General features: G+C 63.2%; 8 protein-coding genes. 7 read left to right on the top strand and 1 reads right to left on the bottom strand.

All coding sequences use genetic code 11. The features are described from left to right. Nucleotides 1–110: 110 nt before the first annotated feature. Nucleotides 111–326 carry a hypothetical protein gene (locus GL284_RS20070; protein WP_155046221.1) on the bottom strand — a complete coding sequence of 72 codons (216 nt, stop codon included), beginning with the start codon at nucleotides 324–326 and terminating at the stop codon, nucleotides 111–113. A 91-nt stretch (nucleotides 327–417) separates the two neighbouring features. On the opposite strand from GL284_RS20070, the gene GL284_RS20075 reads away from it, so the two are divergent. The 7 genes from GL284_RS20075 (at nucleotide 418) to GL284_RS20105 (ending at nucleotide 17,310) form a co-directional block, all read left to right on the top strand. Next, the gene (locus GL284_RS20075; RefSeq protein WP_131390011.1) at nucleotides 418–5,361 is read left to right on the top strand and encodes an N-6 DNA methylase; all 4,944 of its coding nucleotides are present in this window, start codon (nucleotides 418–420) and stop codon (nucleotides 5,359–5,361) included. Next, nucleotides 5,358–6,206 carry a M78 family metallopeptidase domain-containing protein gene (locus GL284_RS20080; RefSeq protein WP_131390013.1) on the top strand — a complete coding sequence of 283 codons (849 nt, stop codon included), beginning with the start codon at nucleotides 5,358–5,360 and terminating at the stop codon, nucleotides 6,204–6,206. Before GL284_RS20075 ends, GL284_RS20080 begins: the two co-directional genes overlap by 4 nt. A gap of 26 nt (nucleotides 6,207–6,232) precedes the next feature. Next, nucleotides 6,233–12,634, top strand: a complete 6,402-nt coding sequence (locus tag GL284_RS20085) for a DEAD/DEAH box helicase (protein ID WP_131390015.1) — start codon at nucleotides 6,233–6,235, stop codon at nucleotides 12,632–12,634. Then, entirely contained in the window at nucleotides 12,631–14,802 is a 2,172-nt protein-coding gene (locus tag GL284_RS20090; protein ID WP_131390017.1) for a UvrD-helicase domain-containing protein, read from the top strand. Before GL284_RS20085 ends, GL284_RS20090 begins: the two co-directional genes overlap by 4 nt. Before the next feature lie 170 nt (nucleotides 14,803–14,972). Then, the gene (locus GL284_RS20095) at nucleotides 14,973–15,653 is read left to right on the top strand and encodes a helix-turn-helix domain-containing protein (protein WP_131390020.1); all 681 of its coding nucleotides are present in this window, start codon (nucleotides 14,973–14,975) and stop codon (nucleotides 15,651–15,653) included. Further along, the gene (locus GL284_RS20100) at nucleotides 15,646–16,926 is read left to right on the top strand and encodes a vWA domain-containing protein (protein ID WP_131390022.1); all 1,281 of its coding nucleotides are present in this window, start codon (nucleotides 15,646–15,648) and stop codon (nucleotides 16,924–16,926) included. Before GL284_RS20095 ends, GL284_RS20100 begins: the two co-directional genes overlap by 8 nt. 117 nt (nucleotides 16,927–17,043) lie before the next feature. Further along, nucleotides 17,044–17,310, top strand: a complete 267-nt coding sequence (locus GL284_RS20105) for a recombinase family protein (protein WP_155046222.1) — start codon at nucleotides 17,044–17,046, stop codon at nucleotides 17,308–17,310. The last annotated feature ends 84 nt before the right edge of the window (nucleotides 17,311–17,394 follow it).

The following is a 17,394-nucleotide window of genomic DNA, read 5'->3' on the forward strand; positions in this document are numbered from 1 at the left end:
ACTCGACCGCGGTCCTGCAAGACCAAGCTCCGCACGACGCCACCCCCGCCGCTGCCCCGCAGTTTGCGGTGCTGGGCAGCGGCTCCCTTTTGCCTCGGGAGCCCGGAATCTCATAAGACAAGCTCCGAAAGGCACGAGAGGCGGATATCCAGCGGGACCTCGACGCGGTTCTTGACCGGCTGTCCGCCCTTGAGACGCGTTTCCGCACCCAGCTTAGGCTTGAGTTTGGTGAATTGCCCAACGCCGATGAAGGGCTCAGCCCGGTTGAGAAGAGACGCCTGACGATCCGCCGCAAGCGTGAACAGGAGAACGACAAGCTGTTCCATGACTGGACAGACTGGTTCGAGCGGACACGGAAGATGCTTCCTGACCCGAACCCGCATGTCGACGTCAAAGCTGTGTTTATGGGGTGACCGAATGGACCTGATCGGGATCGAAAACGAAGCTGAGTTCTTCCCATCCGGGACCCTTTCGGACGTACTGAAGGAGGAGCTTCAGGACATCACCGCCCGCTGGGCAGGTCTGGACCGGGCCGCCCATCCGGTCGAGCGGCTGGCCCGCGTCGCCGGCCCGACCGTCGAGGCGTTGCGCCAGATACGCAACAGTTCGGACCGGTCCCGGCGCGCCGAACTGGTCCGGGACGCGCATCACGACGTGCTGACCGCCCTCGGCTACGTGTGGCGGCGCGAAGGAGCCTATACGGCTCTGAATGGGGCGCCGGTAATCCCGCTTGTGTCCCGTGCCGCGGATGCCAGCGGTCGTGACGCGCTCTGGGTGATCGAGGCGCCGATCCCGGCCCCGCAGGATGAGGCATCGGACCCACTGGGCGCCTGCTTTGAGGAAGATCAATTCCCGCCGGACCAGCGCGAGGCGGCCCTGACCGACCGGGCCATCGAGTCCGTCCTTGCCGAGGGGGTGTTCGAGCTGCCCGACGGCCCTCGTCACGTCCTTGTCCTCGGCCTCTCGCAGATCGTTCTGATCGACAAGCGGAAATGGCCGGCCCGGTCTGTCCTCCGTTTCGACCTTCAAGAAATCTTCGCCCGCGCAGACCGGGACACGCTGACCGTGATGGCCTGCCTAATCTCTCGCGAGGCGCGCGTCCCGGAACTGGGGGCTCCGATCTCGGATCGGCTCGAGGAGGAGGCGCAGCGGAACGCCAACGCGGTCACGACCTCTCTGAAGCGAACCGTCCGGGACGCGATCGAGCTGCTCGGCCAAGAGGTGATCGCAGTCACCGGCGGGAAGTACCCATCCACCTTCCCGGACCCGGCCCGGCGCGGGGTTTGGATCGACGGGCCGGAGCTGTCGCGCGAATGCCTGCGCTACATGTACCGGCTCCTGTTCCTGTTCTACGCGGAGGCGAATCCCCGTCTGAACCTGCTGGACATGCGGAACCCGATCTACGCGACTGGATATTCGCTCGAGGCGCTGCGTGAGCTGGAATCCGTTCCGCTCCGGACCACGGCGGACCGGGAGGGGACGTTCCTCTGGGAAAGCCTTCAGCGGACGCTTGATCTTCTATACACCGGCCTCGACCTCGCCGATGAGGAACGAGGGACCGGCCTCCGTCTTCCGGCCGTCAAGGTGTCCCTGCTCGACCCGGAGAGCACGCCGCTCCTGAACGGGCTGCGGCTGCGCAACGAGGCGGTTCAACAGGTGATCCGCCTGCTGTCGCTCCGGTCCACCGGCAAGAGCACGGGCCGGATTTCCTACGCCAAGCTTGGGATCGGCCAGCTGGGCGCGGTCTATGAGACCCTGATTTCGTTCACCGGGGTGGTCGCCAAGACCGACCTCATCGAACTCAAACCCCGCAAGGGCCGGTTGAATGACGCGTCCGAAGACGGGGAGGAGGCGGAAACGCCCGAACTGGAAGAGGACGCCGAGGAGGACCTGTTCGGTGAAGAAGAGGCTGACCGAGATCCCGGCGTCCGCAGCGACAAGGAACCCGATAAACTCGCCCCGAGCTGGTTTCTGCCACGCAGCCGATTGGATGAGTTTCCTCGTGATGAGGTCGTATTCCGAGGGGGCGAAGCGCTGGTCTACCCCAAGGGCACCTTCATTTACCGGCTGGCTGGTCGGGACCGTGAGAAATCCGCCTCTTACTACACTCCGGAACCGCTCGCGCGGCTGCTGGTCAAGCACGCCCTCATGGAGCGGTGCCGGGACCTAACGGCAGACCAACTCCTTGACCTGAAGATCCTCGAGCCCGCGATGGGGTCCGCCGCCTTCCTGGTGGAAACCACGAACCAGCTCGCCGACCTCTACCTGGAGCGGAAGCAGAAGGAGATGGGCCGGACCATCCCGCAGGAGGATATCGTCCTCGAGAAACAGCGGGTCCGGGCCTTTATCGCGGACCGGAACTGCTTCGGGGTCGACCTAAACCCGATCGCCGTCGAACTGGGGGCGATCTCGCTTTGGCTGAACAGCCTGCACGGCAGCGAATTCTCGCCTTGGTTCGGGGACCAGCTTCACGCCGGAAACTCCCTGATCGGCGCGCGTCGGGCCGCCTATGCCCCCGCGCTTCTCAGCGCCAAGGCGCAGGGCGACCTGTGGTTCAACGGGAAACCCGATGAGATCGGTTGGCGCAAAAGCTTGCCGGACGGTCACGTCTGGCAGTGGCTCCTCCCCGCCAAGGACATGGCGAACTTCGACAAGGACAAGTCGGTCGCCCCCTTCGCAAAGGAAGCGCAGAATAAAATCAAGGCTTGGCGGCAGGGTGACCTTGTCCGGTACTACAAGGATGAGGTTCAGCGAAACGGCAAGATCAAGCGAAAGAAGTTCGGCTTTTTCGAGAGCATTGAACCCCACGAAATCAAGCTGGTCCAGAAGCTGAGCCGGGTCGCCGAGGCGCTGTTCGATCAGGTGGCCGAGGACCTCGCCAAGACGCGCGCCGCCGCGAATGACGAGATCACGCTCTGGCCCGGCAAGGTCATGCCCGGAAACAAGCGGCTGGACTTCCACGAGAAGGCCCGCCTGAACGCCCACCTGATCGGGGCCGATCACGCGACCAACACACTCCCCTACAAGCGGCTGAAAACCGCGATGGACGCGTGGTGCGCCCTCTGGCTCTGGCCGTTGGACAAGGCGGACCTGCTGCCCGGCCGTGCGGAGTTCCTTCAGGGGATGGCGATGATCCTTGAGGGCGGGTTCACCGCCGACGGGTCGCTGGCCGCCCCCAGCGTGGCGGAGTTCGCCGATCCGGCGCCGGACTTCCTCGACATGTTGGAACCGGACGCGCCCGCGCGCGACCTGTTCAAGGCCGCCACCAAGCGGCAGGACGCACTCTTCCGGGAAACGAATGTCGAGGCGCTGATCGAGAACTTCGACTGGCTGAAGACGGCAGTCGAAGTGGCCGAGCGCGAGCGGTTCGTGCATTTCGACCTGATCTTCGCCGACGTAATGAAGGCGCGGGGCGGGTTCGACGTGCTCGTCGGGAACCCGCCTTGGGCCAAGCCTTCATGGGATCCCGTTGCGGTCATCGAAGATCTTGACCCTGCTTATCGATCAAGGTCGCTCAGCGCATCGGAGGCCGTTGAGGAGCTGCCAAAGGTTCTTGAGAACGGCAAAAGAAAAGAAGCGTTCATTTCATCGTATGCCGCTGAGAAAGGCGGAATGCATTTTACCGGATCAGAAGTTAACAATCCTTTTGCAGGTGGGGGCCAGAACAATCTCTATCGTTGTTTTGTAGACTTGAGCTTTCGTCTTATAGCGCCTTCGGGGTATGGTGGACTCATCCACCAAGATGGGCATCTAAATGATCCAAAGTCGGGCAAATTCCGATCTGAGTGGTACAAGCGAGTCAGTAAACACTTCGAGTTCAGCAATAAGATCACGACGAAGAACTTCTCCGAGGTTGAGGATCAGCGACGCTTCAGCCTGAATATCTATCGTGGTACTACTAACCAGTTTGGCTTTGATCAATTCACGAATGCCTTCCTCGCAAGTCAAGTTGAGGAATCCTACCAAGACACTGACGGTATGGGTTCTCTTCCGGCGCTAAAGACCCTTGAGGGGAAGTGGGATACGAGAGGACATCGCGATAAGATCGTGCGCATAGAACATGATCAGTTGTCCGTTATCCATTCCATCACCGGTGACGCCGAGCTGCCCTTGTTTGAGGCTCGTTTTCTGCAACCATACAGCGCCAATATGATGGCCATATTTGAGACTGTTGCTAGAAATTCATCTATTGGATCAAGCTTTTCTGATTGGCAGATGAGTGGCATATGGCATGAGAGCGGCGCGCAGAAATCTGGAAAGATCATTAAGGGAACTTCGTTTCCAGCGTCACCACTAGACACTGTCCTGACAGGGCCGATTTTTTACAGTGGAAATCCATTCAACAAATCTTGCAGGCGAATCTGCCGGCAAAACTCCCATTATGATGTCATTGATCTAGTTGCACTGCCGACGGACTATATTCCGAGAACACTTTATTCACGTCGCGCAAGCGCGCCTGAATATCTAGCATCGACACCTCGGCTCGGATGGGATCCTACTTCAAGTCACCTCGACGAGTACCGCGTTGCATTTAGAAGGCGCGTACCACTTAACAGCGAGCGAAGCCTGGCGACCGCGCTTATGCCTCCTGGTGTTGCTCACATAGATGCTGTGGAAAGCGCCGCGTTTTCAGACCACTTGGACCTGCTCCGGGCCAATGCACTTTTTTTGTCGCTGCCGATGGACGCCCTAATCAAGGCATTTGGGCAAGAGAACTTAAGACAGCCCACCATCGAGATGCTGCCGTATGCGGATCCCGGTGACACGGCAAAACACCGTGCACTCCGTTTGGGATGTTTGACCCAAGCCTATGCCGATCTTTGGGATCAGCACGCACACACTCTGAAGGTTCTTCCTTGGTCAAGCTATGATCCACGGCTCAATATTGAAGGTAGCGTTGGCGGACCGTCAACTTGGGACCATTCGGCACCCTTAAGAACCGAGTTTGCCCGCCGGATGGCCCAGGTCGAGATTGACGTTCTGGTTGCTCAGGCACTTGGGTTCTCGCTAGACCAACTTATCGAGGTCTATAGTGTCTATTTCCCAATCTTGATCCAGAATGAAATGGGCACTTGGTACGACCAGAAAGGCCGGATCGTCTGGACCTGCTCCAAGGGCCTCCCCGGCGTGGGCTGGCTGGACGACCGCGGCAAAAGCCCCGGCCGCGCCGCATGGGAGCGTATCCTCGCCGACAACCCGCCTGATCTGACCTGCACCGCCATCGACGATACGATGCCCGGCGGCCCCCGCACCATCACCCGCCATTTCGTCGGCCCCTTCACCCAGTGCGACCGGATCGAAGACTACCGCCGCGCCTGGGCCCATTTCGAGCGGCTGAAAGCGGCGGAGGCCGCTGAATGACGGCGCGGCAGGGCGAACTGCCCTTCGAGGAAGGGATCGACGCGATCCTGCGCGATACGGCGGACCGGATCGACGAACTCTACCGCGCCGCCAGCGAACCGGGTGCCCGCGCGCCATGGGTGGACCTGTTCAACAGGATCGCCGGTCAGACCCACATGGCCCCGTTCAACTTGATGCTCGCGGACCTGCAGCGCCCCGGCGCGCGCTACGTCGCGTTTCCCGACAAATGGCGGGAGATCGGACGTCAGGTGAAACCGGCTTCGATCCCGATCGTGGTTCTTTGGCCGTTCTGCCCGGTGCGCTGCGCGTACGAACTGGCCGACACGACCGGGGACCCGGTTGACGATGCGCTTTTGGACCGCGTGTTCGGTGAACCTGTCGAGGTTCGGGATGGCCTGATCGACCGCGTCGCACGCCGCGCCCTTAAGGAAGACCGGATCGACGTAAAATCTGTGAGCCTCGCCTCAACCCTCGCCGGGGACGCCCGCGCGGTTCCGGTGGATCCGAAGGCCAAGGGCAAACCCACCGGACCGGGTTGGGTCGTCCGGGTCAACTCGAACCTCAATACGAACGCGCAGTTCACGACGCTTGTCCACGAACTGGCCCATGTCTACCTCGGCCATCTGGGCGGGAACGGGAAGAAGTGGCCGGATCGACGGCCCCCTCAATTGGATGTTCGCGAATTCGAAGCGGAGGCGGTGACCTTCATCGTCTGCAAGCGATTTGGCTTGAAGTCGAATTCTGCTGAGTATCTGAATAGTCATCTGAAAGAGAAAACCATTGATTATGTGAGTCATTCTGCGATCGCACGCGCGGCGGGAAGGATTGAACAACATGCCCGGTAGTGCAGGTTTGGCGGAGTGATGACAGTATGAACCCGATCCTCCTTGCCCGCCATGTACAGGACAGTCTGCGCGAACTGGTCCACACGACGCTGAACAGCACCAGCCCCGCCTTTGAGGGGATGGTCGACCGGTTCATAGCCATGCCCGGGAATTTCCTGAAGGGGCCGTGGATCTCGGTCGACATGCCGTTCCGGCAGATCGATGGGGCGAAGGAGGGGACGTGGGCGCAGCCCTTCTCGGAGGTGCCGCTGAAATTCGCGCCCTACCAGCACCAGACCGACGCCTTCGCCCGGTTGAGCGGCCCGGCGATGCGCTCGACGCTGGTGGCGACCGGGACTGGATCAGGAAAAACGGAATCCTACCTCTGGCCGATCCTCGATCACTGTCGGCGGAACAAGGGGAAACCCGGGATCAAGGCGATCCTGATCTACCCGATGAACGCACTGGCGACCGACCAGGCGCGGCGGATCGCGGATGCACTGACGCGGATCTCGTCCCTGCACGGGGTGCGGGCCGGACTTTACGCGGACAAGCAGCCGCAGAACCCGGCGCATGAGGTGACCGAGGACAGCGTGATCACGCATCGCGAGACGATGCAGCGGAACCCGCCCGACATCCTGCTCACGAACTACAAGATGCTCGACTACCTGCTGCTGCGCGGCAGGGACAAGCCGCTCTGGGCGCAGAACGACCCGGAAACGCTCCGGTTTCTGGTGGTCGACGAGATGCACACCTTCGACGGGGCGCAGGGGGCGGACCTGGCCCTGCTGCTGCGCCGTCTGAAGTACCGGTTGAACACCCCGGAAGGACACCTGATCTGTGTGGGATCTTCGGCCACGCTCGGCTCCGGGGACGATGCGGCAACGGACCTGCGCCTCTACGCCGAAACGATCTTCGGCGAGCCGTTCGACGCCGGCGCGGTGGTCCGGGAGACCCGGAAAAAACCGGATGAGGTGTTCGATGACCCAGAGTATTTCAGCCTGCCGGAGCCGGGCGAGATCCACGTCGCCCTGAGGGAGGCGGCGGAAATGGACCAGCCGGGGGCGGCGCGACGGCTTGCCGCCTGCCTGTTCCCGGACCGGACCGATCCGGACCTCGACTTTCTGGAAGCGGGTGACCCGGCGGATCCATCCTGGCGGATCCTTCTGGGGGAGCGGCTGAAGGATCACGTGCTGGGTCAGCGCACAATCAAGACCATCGCCTTACACCAAGGACCAGCTTCACTCGAGGCGATCGCGACCGGCCTTTCGCAGGTCAAGATAATTCGGGAGTGGGCCGAGCTGGATCATCGTGCGCTCGCCGAGCTGGTGGTCGCCCTCGCCGCCTGGGCCCGGTCCGGGTCGGCCGAGAGCCCGCGCCCCCTTTTCAACGTCCGGCTCCAGCTCTGGATCCGGGAGATGGCCCGGATGGTGACGACACTGCCACGCCTCGAGGCGTGTGGGGACCGTTCACAGATCGATCTGTTCCACGAGATGGACCTTGAAAGGGAGCAACTTCGACGGGCCCTTCCGGTCGTGAACTGCAACCGGTGCGGGGCGACCGCGCATCTCGGACGGCAGGACGCCCGGTCGAAATCGCTTCACGCGGACCTGGAGCAGCTCTACCAGGAGTTCTTCGACGAGAACGGGGCGGACCGGATTCGGCTGATCTATCACGAGTCGATCGACCGGATGGTCCCGGCCACCGGCGCCGGTGGCCATATCGTGAAGGGTGTCCTGAACGCGGAAACGGTCGAGTTCACCCCGGCCGATCACAAGGATCTTGGCCCGGGACCGGCCTCGCCAGTCTGGTTGTACAACCCGACCGACGCGAACGGGCGGATCGACCGGACCTGCCCGGCCTGCGGGCAAGCGCGCGGCCTCCTCCTCTTCGGGATGCGTGCGGCGCGTTTGACGACCGGCATCACTGGTACCCTTTACACCTCCGAACAGAACGAAGAACGCCCCGAGTCGAAACCTCGCTTTCTAATGTTCTCGGATTCGGTTCAGGACGCGGCGCACCGGGCAGCCGTGGCCGAAACCCGGAATGCGCTGTCGGTCTACCAGAAGGCGCTCTACGGGGCACTTCGGTCTGCGGAAACGGGCGCGATGACTCTGAAAGAGGTGATCGAGGACGTCCCCCGCGCCCAGTTGATCGACCTCGGCCCGGATGGGTTCACCGCGCTGTTCATCCCGAAAGAGTTGACCTGGCGCCGCCGCTACCGGGAGCTGGTCGAAAGCGGGACCACCATCACGGACCCGGTGTTCCTCGACCATATCCGGATCCGGCTCGGCTGGGAGTATTTCGTCGACCTGAGCTACCGGGCGCATTTCAACCACACGCTTGAGCTGAACGGGATGGCGGCGGCGGACGTGCCTACGGATCTGCTGCGCCTTTCCGCGGAGCGGCTTGCACGGGAGTTGCAAAACGACCTGCCGAGCGCGCCAGAGTTCGACCCGGACCTTCTGACCCGGCTCCTCGCCGGGGTGACCCAGCGGATGCGGCGCCAGGGGTCCGTGGCGCACCCCTATCTCGAGAGCGCGATCGCGAACGGGAAAGGGAACTACGGGCTGAATTGGTACGCAGCCGCCATCCAAGTGGGCGTCGGAAAAACTGGTTCCCTGCCGAGCCCAGACGGCCGGCGGGGCCTCGCGCCGATCCCGGTGACCCTCGGTGCCGCCCCGACCGGGTTTGAACGGATCACCCGGACCGGAACCGCGAGCTGGTATCGGGACTGGCTGTTCCGGCTGATCGGACCGTCCGACCTGCGCTACGCAACCGACCCAGACGCAATCTATCCGCTCCTCCTGCGCCGACTTGAGGCGGACGACATCGTCCGGCGCGTGAACGGGCCGGAGGGGCAGAACCGGCACGCCTGGCTACTCGTGCCGGAGAGGGTCACCGTCTCAACCGCAACGATCGGGCTTTGCTGCGACTTGTGCGGTCGGCGCGAGACCGGGCTTTCGGAAAATGCGGAAGTCCTCATCGGTTCCCCTTGCACGCGGATCGGCTGTGACGGGCACCTCGCCGCGGTCGAGCAGATTGACCGGCCCGCCCTGCGCCGCGCCCTCCGGTCGGACCGAAATCACCGGGTGGTGGCCCGCGAGCATACCGGCATCCTGGAAACGGATGAGCGGCTGCGGGTCGAGACCGGGTTCATCAAGAGCGAAACCCGCTGGGCCCCGAACCTGATCTCGGCCACCCCGACCCTCGAAATGGGGATCGACATCGGGGACCTCTCCACCCTGCTTCTGAGCTCGGTGCCCCCGGAAGAGGCGAATTACGTCCAGCGGATGGGGCGGAGTGGGCGGCGCGACGGGAACGCGCTGAACATGGTGCTGGCGAATGCGCGTGCCCATGACCTCCAGTTCTGGGAAGACCCGACCCCGATGCTGGCAGGCCAAGTCCGACCGCCGGGCGTGTTCCTCGCGGCTGAGGAAGTGCTGCTGCGCCAGGTGACCGCCTTCACCCTAGACGCCTATGTCGCGGCCTCGAAGGAGAGCGGTGATTATGGGAAGGTCCGGGACGTCCTGAAGCGCCGGGCCTCCGGCGCAACCGAGGGGTTCCCGATCGAATGGCTGGAGCTGGTTCGGGAAACCGGGCCGGAACTGGCGGACCGGTTCCTGTCCGGTCTGCCGCAGGACGTGCAGGACCGGACGGATCTGGCGGACCGGATCCGATCTTACCTGACCGGAACGGACCTGAAATCGATAGGCTGGCGCGTTGGGGAGGCCTTCGACGCGACCGCGACCGAGCGGGCCCGCCTGATGGAAAAGCGCGAGGAGGCGACCAAGGAACTTGGTCGGCTCAAGAAGCGCCGGGCCGAGCTGACCGATGAAGAGTATGAGCGCCGTGAGCAGGACCTGACCCGGGACCGGACCGAGATCAACCGCTTAATCCGGAGTGGGATCGACGAGGTGCAGGTGATCAAGTTCCTGACGGACAAGGGAATCCTGCCGAATTACGCCTTCCCAGAAGAAGGCGTGAAACTCACGTCGATCCTTTCCCGGCGCAACGATGGCGCGACAGCACGGGACGAAGACGGGCTTCTCCACGTCGAGTATTCTCGCCCTGCCAGCTCCGCACTCTCCGAATTCGCGCCGGGCCAGTACTTCTACGCGAACGGTCGCCAGGTCCAGATCGACCGGATCGAGATCGGCACGGAAGATCTGGATCGCTGGACCTTCTGCCCGGCCTGTTCGCATGTCGCGCACCGGATCGAGGGGGCCGAGACACGCACTTGCCCGCAATGCGGAGACGAGATGTGGTCGGATAGCGGATCTGCGCATGACGTGGTCCAGCTCAAGTCCGTCATCGCCATCGACAGCGAGGAGAAGGCGGCGATCCGGGACGGGGATCAGCGGGACCAGCGTCAGTTCGACCGAGTTCTCATGCCTTTCCACGGACCGGAAGACATCGCCACCTCTTGGTTCACCAGCCGGGAAAACGGCGCCCCGTTCGGCTTCGAGTTCCTGCCCCACTGCACGTTCCGGGACTTCAACTTCGGCACCAAGTCCACCCTTCCCGGACCGCGGATCGCAGGAGAGCGGCGGCCTGCGCAGCCATTCCAGATCTGTCGTCACTGCGGCTCCCTACAAGGCATGCCTCGCGGAGAGGATGACCGCGGAACCCATCCCCCGAACTGCCTCGTGATGCGGGATGAGGATCTGCCCCGGGACCAGTGGGAGACCGGCGTGTTCCTAATGCGCAAATTCGACACCGAAGCGATCCGGATCGTGATCCCCGTGGTCGGGGACGCGGATGACGATGACCTCAAGAGTTTCGTAGCGGCGATCAACCTCGGCATGCGACGCCATTTCGCTGGAAAGGTCGACCATATCCGGTCCACCATTTTCCAGGCGCAGCTGAACGGGATGACCACCGTTCGCAGCCTCTACCTCTACGATTCCGTCCCGGGCGGGTCCGGCTATCTGCGCCAGATCGCGGAACACCCGAGCACGATGCGCGAGGTTGTCAGCCGTGCGGCGGAGGCGCTGCGGGACTGCCCTTGCAACCAGGAGCCGGACCGGAACGGGTGCTTTCGATGCGTGAAGCCGTACCGGTCACAGTTCGGACCTGGAGAGCCGGATCGGGACCGGGCGCGGCAGATGATGGAGGCGATCCTCCAGAAATGGGACAGCCTGACCCAGACCGAGACAGGGATCGACGCGTCAATCCGGGGGGCGCTGGTCGAGAGCGTGCTGGAGAAGCGGCTTCTGCGGGCCCTTTCCGGCTTCTACGGAGACGGGGCGCTGACGCCGCAGGTGCTGCCGGGCGGACGGCGCGGGTTCGTCCTCCGCGCGGGGCGGCCCGACGCGCCGCGCCTCTGGACGATCGAGCCGCAGGTGCAGATTGACGCGCGGTTCCGGGGCCTGCCCCGCAAGCGTGTCGACTTCCTGCTCACCCCTGTTGGCCGCAGCGGCGGCCTGCCGATCGTCATCGAAATGGACGGGATCGAGTATCACGCGGGTACGGTTGCCCAGGACCTGCTGGACCGGATGTTGATGATACGGTCCGGGCAGGTACGGGTCTGGACGCTGTCCTGGCGCGACCTTGACCCGGAGGACAAGGGCTACCTGAACCCGCTCTCCGAAACCGCCCTCGGTGCGCAGATGACTGGGCCCCTCGGGCGCGCATTGGCGCACCCGCTGCTGGCCCCACATGCAGAGGCGGTCCGGACGCTTCAGACCATCAGCACACTCGATGCGCTGCGGCGCCTTCTGGATGGCGATACGGACGAGGATGCGGTGATCCGGTCCGTCCTGATCCGGGGCCTCGTGAAGGGCGGGCGCCCCGTCGACCAGCTGCCCCGGCAGGCGGCCCTCTCCGAAGCGGGGCGCCTGTTCCTCGCCGGTACGGAGGCGGCGGACCAGGTCGGTCTCGGGGCGCTCGACCTCTATCTGGCCTGTGACAAGATCTCACCGACCGAATGGGCCCAGTCGGATCGCGACCTTCGGCTTCTCCTGCGTTCGGTCCTGCCGGACCCGGGCGAGGTCCCGGCCGCGAAAACCCTCTACACGGAGGCCTGGCGGGGGCTCTGGCGGATCGTGAACCTGTTTCAGGGCGCGCGTGGTCTTCATGTCGAGTTCGACGGGCTGGATACGTTGGCCCCGCCCGACATGGCGGACCCCGTCGTCCATGGGGATCAGGGCCCCGGGTTGGCCGCATGGGAAGAGGCGCGCGCGCTGTGCGACGATGCGTTCCACGCGCTGATTGACGCGCTGATCGCGGCTGAGGCGCCCGGGCCTGACCACTTCGGGGACGATCTGGTCGCGGGCGGGCGCGTGGTGGGCGCGATGGAATTCGGATGGTCCAGCACCCGCGTTGCGGTTGCCAAGGCATCCCATGAGGGCGTCGGCTGGGCGCTGATCCCGTTTGATCCGGAAACCGATCAGATCGGGGAGACGGTCTCGCGAATTATCACGGCCCTTCAGGAGGCACGGACATGACAGACACAATGACAAAGCGGGTCTCCTACGACATCGGCTGCATGAAGAGCCTGCGGAAGCTGCCGGACCGGATTGCGCTCAGGTTCATGGATCTGATGACCAAGTACATGTCTGACCCGTCCGCGAACGGGCTGAACCTGGAAACGGTGGAAGGATCGAAGGACAGCTCGATCAAGTCCTTGCGGGTCGACCAGGGGTATCGCGCGATCGCCTTCGAGGTCGGTCGCGACATCATGTTCGTGCACGTCAACGAGCACGACAAGGCCTACCGCTGGGCGGCAGGGCGCCGCGTCAAGCTCGACCCGGAAACGAACCGGATCCGGGTGATCGAGGAGGTGGACGCGGTTATCGAACCGGTGGCGACGCCAGAAACGTCCACTCCTCGCCTCTTCGACGAGGTGACCGACGCACGGCTGCGCGCCCTCGGGGTGCCAGAGGAGGAGCTGACGGCCGTCCGCCAGATCCCCACCATCGAGGCGCTGGAAGGCGCGGAGGACCGGTTCGACCCGCTTACCTATCAGATCCTTTACGCGGTCGCGGCCGGTTATGCGGATGAGGAAATCCAGTCCCTGACCGGGGTCGGCGCGGAGCCCGACGCTGAACCGCAGCAGCCCGCAGCGGAACTGACCTTCGGAAAGTTGATCGAGACGGAGCAGAGCCGTCAGACCATCTTCATCCCTGAAAGCGAGGCGGAGCTGCGCCGCGTTTTCGAGGAGGGGCTTGAGGGGTGGCGCGTGTTCCTGCACCCCGAACAGCGCAAGATCGCCTACCGGGACTACAACGGGCCGGTCCTCGTCCGGGGTGGCGCCGGAACCGGCAAGACCGTCGTCGCGATGCACCGGGCCAAGCACCTCGCGGGTCAGATCGAAAAAGACCCGACCCGGGCGGGTCAACGGGTCCTCCTGACCACCTTCACGACCAACCTTGCGCATGACATCGAGGCAAATCTGAGAACCCTGTGCCCGGGCCATCTGGACGCCCGCCCGCCGCGGATCGAGGTGATTAACCTCGACCGCTGGGTGTCCCAGTTCCTCAAGCGCAAGAGCTTCGCCCGCGAGGTCGCCTTCTTCGGGGAGGCGCGCGACCGGCTGGACCAAATCTGGAAGGACGTCTTCGATGATCATGAGCTGCCCGAGGGGCTGTCCGAACCGTTCGTTCGCGCGGAATGGGCGCAGATCGTCCAGGCGAAGGGGCTGACCGATCAGAAAGGTTACCTGAAGGCGTCCCGGGCCGGCCGGGGAACCCCGCTCGACCGCAAGAAACGGGCATTGCTGTGGGACATATTCGCCGATTACCGGGCACGGCTGATCAGCGAGGGGCTCGCGGAACCCGATGACGCTTACCGCGAGGCGACCGAGATCCTGACGGCTGAGGCGCCGAACCTGCCCTATGCGGCGGTGATCGTCGACGAAGCACAGGACATGGGCGAACAGGCGTTTCGCTTGATCCGCGCGATCATGCCGGAGACCCCCGCTGGGGACCGAAACTCCCTCTTCATCGTAGGGGATGCGCATCAGCGGATCTATGGGCGGCGGGCCGCCATGTCCGCCTGCGGGATCAACGTGCGCGGCCGTTCAAAACGGCTCCGCCTGAACTACCGGACCACGCAGGAAATCCGAGCCTGGGCCGTATCGGTTCTCGAAGGGGTGAGCGTCGACGATCTCGATGAGGGGACGGATACCCTTCGCGGCTATGTGAGCCTGATGCGCGGGGCGCCTCCGGAGCTGGTCGGGTGCCGGTCCGAGGCGGAGGAGCTGGACGGGCTGGTGGCCTGGGTCCGGACCCTGCCGCCCGATCAGATCCGCCTCTCCGATATCGGGGTCCTGTGCGCGCGTCGCGCCGACGGCGACCGGGTTCAGGCGGCACTCCGCGCGGCCGGTATCGAGACGGTGATGCTCCAGTCTGGTGCGGACGACCGGTCCGTTCCGGGGGTTCGGATCACCACGATGCACCGGGCGAAGGGTCTCGAGTTCTTCGCTGTGGCGATCCCCTTCGTGTCCGAGGCCGCGTTCCCGCCACCGGGTGCGCTCCGGGCCGCCGTGGATCCGGCAGATAAGGAGGACATCGTCCTGCAGTACCGGTCACTCCTGCATGTCGCTGCGACCCGGGCGAAAAAGGCGCTTCGGGTGTCGTGGTCAGGTTCCCCAAGCAATCTGGTGAAGGTTTGAAATGAAAGATTTGGCAAGTGCAGAACCAACCCGATCTCGACACCCGGTAGTCTACGCCACTACCTGCACGTCTGTGCTGACATTTGATTCTTGACAGGGCCGAGCAGGGAGAAATACGACATTTAATGAGACATCTTGACATGTCGCATTAATGCGCCTACATCGGCTTCATGTCAGGAGATGAAATCACACTCGAAGAACTAAGCGAACGCACCGGGGTCGAGGCACGCACCTTGCGATCTTGGGTGAGCGAGGGTCTGCTCTCGCCGCCTTTCAAGGCTGGGCGCGGCGCACGCTATCCCGCCAGCAACGCGGACCGGGCGCTGGCTGTTCGCGCACTAAAGGATCTTCATGGACTTTCGCTCGCGGAAATAGGGCGCCGTTTCATGATGGCGACCGAGGACCAGATCCGGGAATGGGCGATCGAGACCGGGCCGACCTCGGCCCCGCGCGGCACCGCGCGCGACTATCTGAGCCGAATCCAGGGGCGCGGCATCAAGCCGCTTTCAGCACCAAAGTCGATGGACAGCCATCCGCAGGCTGCCTTTTCTCTGGAGCCGAAGTTTGCACCATCGACTGCAAGATTACCGCGCAAGTCCCAACCCGGTCTGCGCGATGACGAACGCGCAGCTGACCTTGCGAACATCGAACGACTGATCCTCAAGCTCGAACAGGTGCTTGAAACACCAGCGCCGAGACGGTCACGCGGTGCCATCTGGACCCGCATATCCGTCACACCCGATCTCGAACTGTCTGTTCGCGGCGATCTCGAGCCGCGCGAGCGGATTCTTTTTGAACAGCTCGCGGATCAGTTCCGCGCCATTCTTACCGGAAGGACAAAAAATGACTGATGTGAATTTTACCGCCGCCTCCGCGTTCGACCGGAAACTCTTCTGGGAGGGCGGCGATTCCGTCCGCTACCTTGTCGCCAGTCTCCGCGCTAACTTGACGGTCGACCGCCGCCCAGCCGAGCGCACTCCGCTTAACATCGCACTTGTCATCGATGCCAGCGGTTCGATGGGAGGCGGAAAGCTCGATGCGGCCAAGGCCGCTGCGCTGGGGCTCGCGGAACGCCTGACGGAGCGCGATCGCCTGACGCTCGTGTCCTTCGCCTCAGATGTGCAGGTCCATCTCGACGCAGTTCCTGTGTCCAAGGAGAACCTGATCCGGATCCGCACCGAGGTTTCCCTGCTGCAAACGCGCGGTATGACCAATCTGTCCGGTGGTTGGTTCGCTGGGGTCGAATGTGCGGCAAGGGTCGCGGAAGATGATGCGCGGATGACGCCCCGCATCATCATTCTGAGTGACGGCCACGCCAATGAAGGGATTTCCGATCAGAACGAGCTGCGTGAACATGCCGGGGAACTTCGGCTGCGAGGTGTTCTGACTTCAGCACTCGGCATCGGAGACGGTTATGACGAACAGATCCTGCGGGGCATTGCCGATAACGGGGGCGGCCGTCTTCATGACGCGGAACTCACAAGCGAAATTACCTCGGTCCTTCTGGGCGAGCTTGATGACATCTTCGGCACCCTCATCGAAGGCGCTGAGATCATGCTGACCGTGCCGCCTGGCGTTCGCGTCGACGTTCTAGGCAAGGGGAACGCCGAGGTCCGCGGTGGTCGCGTCGTGGTTCCCACGGGCCCGATCCAGAATGACGTTACGCGCTTCGCTGTCTTCAAGGCTACTTGTCCCAAAGCTCGGCGCGGTGAGGAGTTCAAGTTCGGGATGGTTGCGACCGGGCGCGCGGTCGCTGATCGGAATACGCTTGAGACCAGCTCGGTGTCAGTAAACCTCGTTGCCGTGGACAGCATGGCGAACGAGGACCAGCCCCGTGATGCGGAGATTGCCGAGATTGTTGCGCGGACGTGGAGTGCGCAAGTCGTTGCCACGGCCGCAAAGATGAACCGTGACGGAGCCTATGAAGATGCGCAAAAATACATCGAAGGGGAGCTGCGCCACTTTCGCCGCTACGTAGAAGGCCTTGCTCGCGGGCAGGACATGGTCGGTGAACTTGAACTCTTGGCTCGCCGTGTTGGCGGTGAGTTCTCTTCGAGGGGCTCTGTGGTCATTTCTACATTAATACACGCTAAGGGCATTTTGCAGGTGACGGGAAACACATGATTTCCGCTCACCGTGATCGCGGGGCAAACTGGCCACGCAATAGGGCCATTTTTTGCGCGACAAACCCTGTCGGAATGTTAGGCTGTGCGGCAACACCTGATTTGAGGTTTGTCGCACATGTTGATCGGTTACATGCGGGTATCGAGTAGTGACGAGCGCCAGTCGGTTGCCTTGCAGCGCGATGCCCTGCTCGCGGCCGGGGTCGATGAGCGCCATCTCCATCAGGATCGCGCTTCCGGAGCGCGTGATGACCGGCCGGGTCTGAAGGCATGCCTCGGCGAATTGCGCGAAGGCGATGTCCTGGTCGTCTGGAAGATAGATCGGTTAGGCCGGTCACTCTCCCTGGACCTGTCGCGGTTTGGTGCCGCTCCTTTGATCACGTAATGTGCAGCAAAGGAGATGAACCATGGGCACAGGCAGGACGGATGAATTTCGCAGGGATGCGGTGCGTATCGCGCTGACCAGCGG

Source organism: Paracoccus shanxieyensis, from assembly GCF_009711265.1.
In the GTDB taxonomy this organism is placed as follows: Bacteria; Pseudomonadota; Alphaproteobacteria; order Rhodobacterales; family Rhodobacteraceae; genus Paracoccus; species Paracoccus shanxieyensis.

Bases quoted from the DNA above. Each gene is read 5' to 3' on its own strand.
- GL284_RS20105 (WP_155046222.1), top strand. From the start codon at position 17,044: ATGTTGATCGGTTACATGCGGGTATCGAGTAGTGACGAGCGCCAGTCG.
- GL284_RS20080 (WP_131390013.1), top strand. From the start codon at position 5,358: ATGACGGCGCGGCAGGGCGAACTGCCCTTCGAGGAAGGGATCGACGCG.
- GL284_RS20085 (WP_131390015.1), top strand. From the start codon at position 6,233: ATGAACCCGATCCTCCTTGCCCGCCATGTACAGGACAGTCTGCGCGAA.
- GL284_RS20100 (WP_131390022.1), top strand. From the start codon at position 15,646: ATGACTGATGTGAATTTTACCGCCGCCTCCGCGTTCGACCGGAAACTC.
- GL284_RS20070 (WP_155046221.1), bottom strand. From the start codon at position 326: ATGGAACAGCTTGTCGTTCTCCTGTTCACGCTTGCGGCGGATCGTCAG.
- GL284_RS20095 (WP_131390020.1), top strand. From the start codon at position 14,973: ATGTCAGGAGATGAAATCACACTCGAAGAACTAAGCGAACGCACCGGG.
- GL284_RS20090 (WP_131390017.1), top strand. From the start codon at position 12,631: ATGACAGACACAATGACAAAGCGGGTCTCCTACGACATCGGCTGCATG.
- GL284_RS20075 (WP_131390011.1), top strand. From the start codon at position 418: ATGGACCTGATCGGGATCGAAAACGAAGCTGAGTTCTTCCCATCCGGG.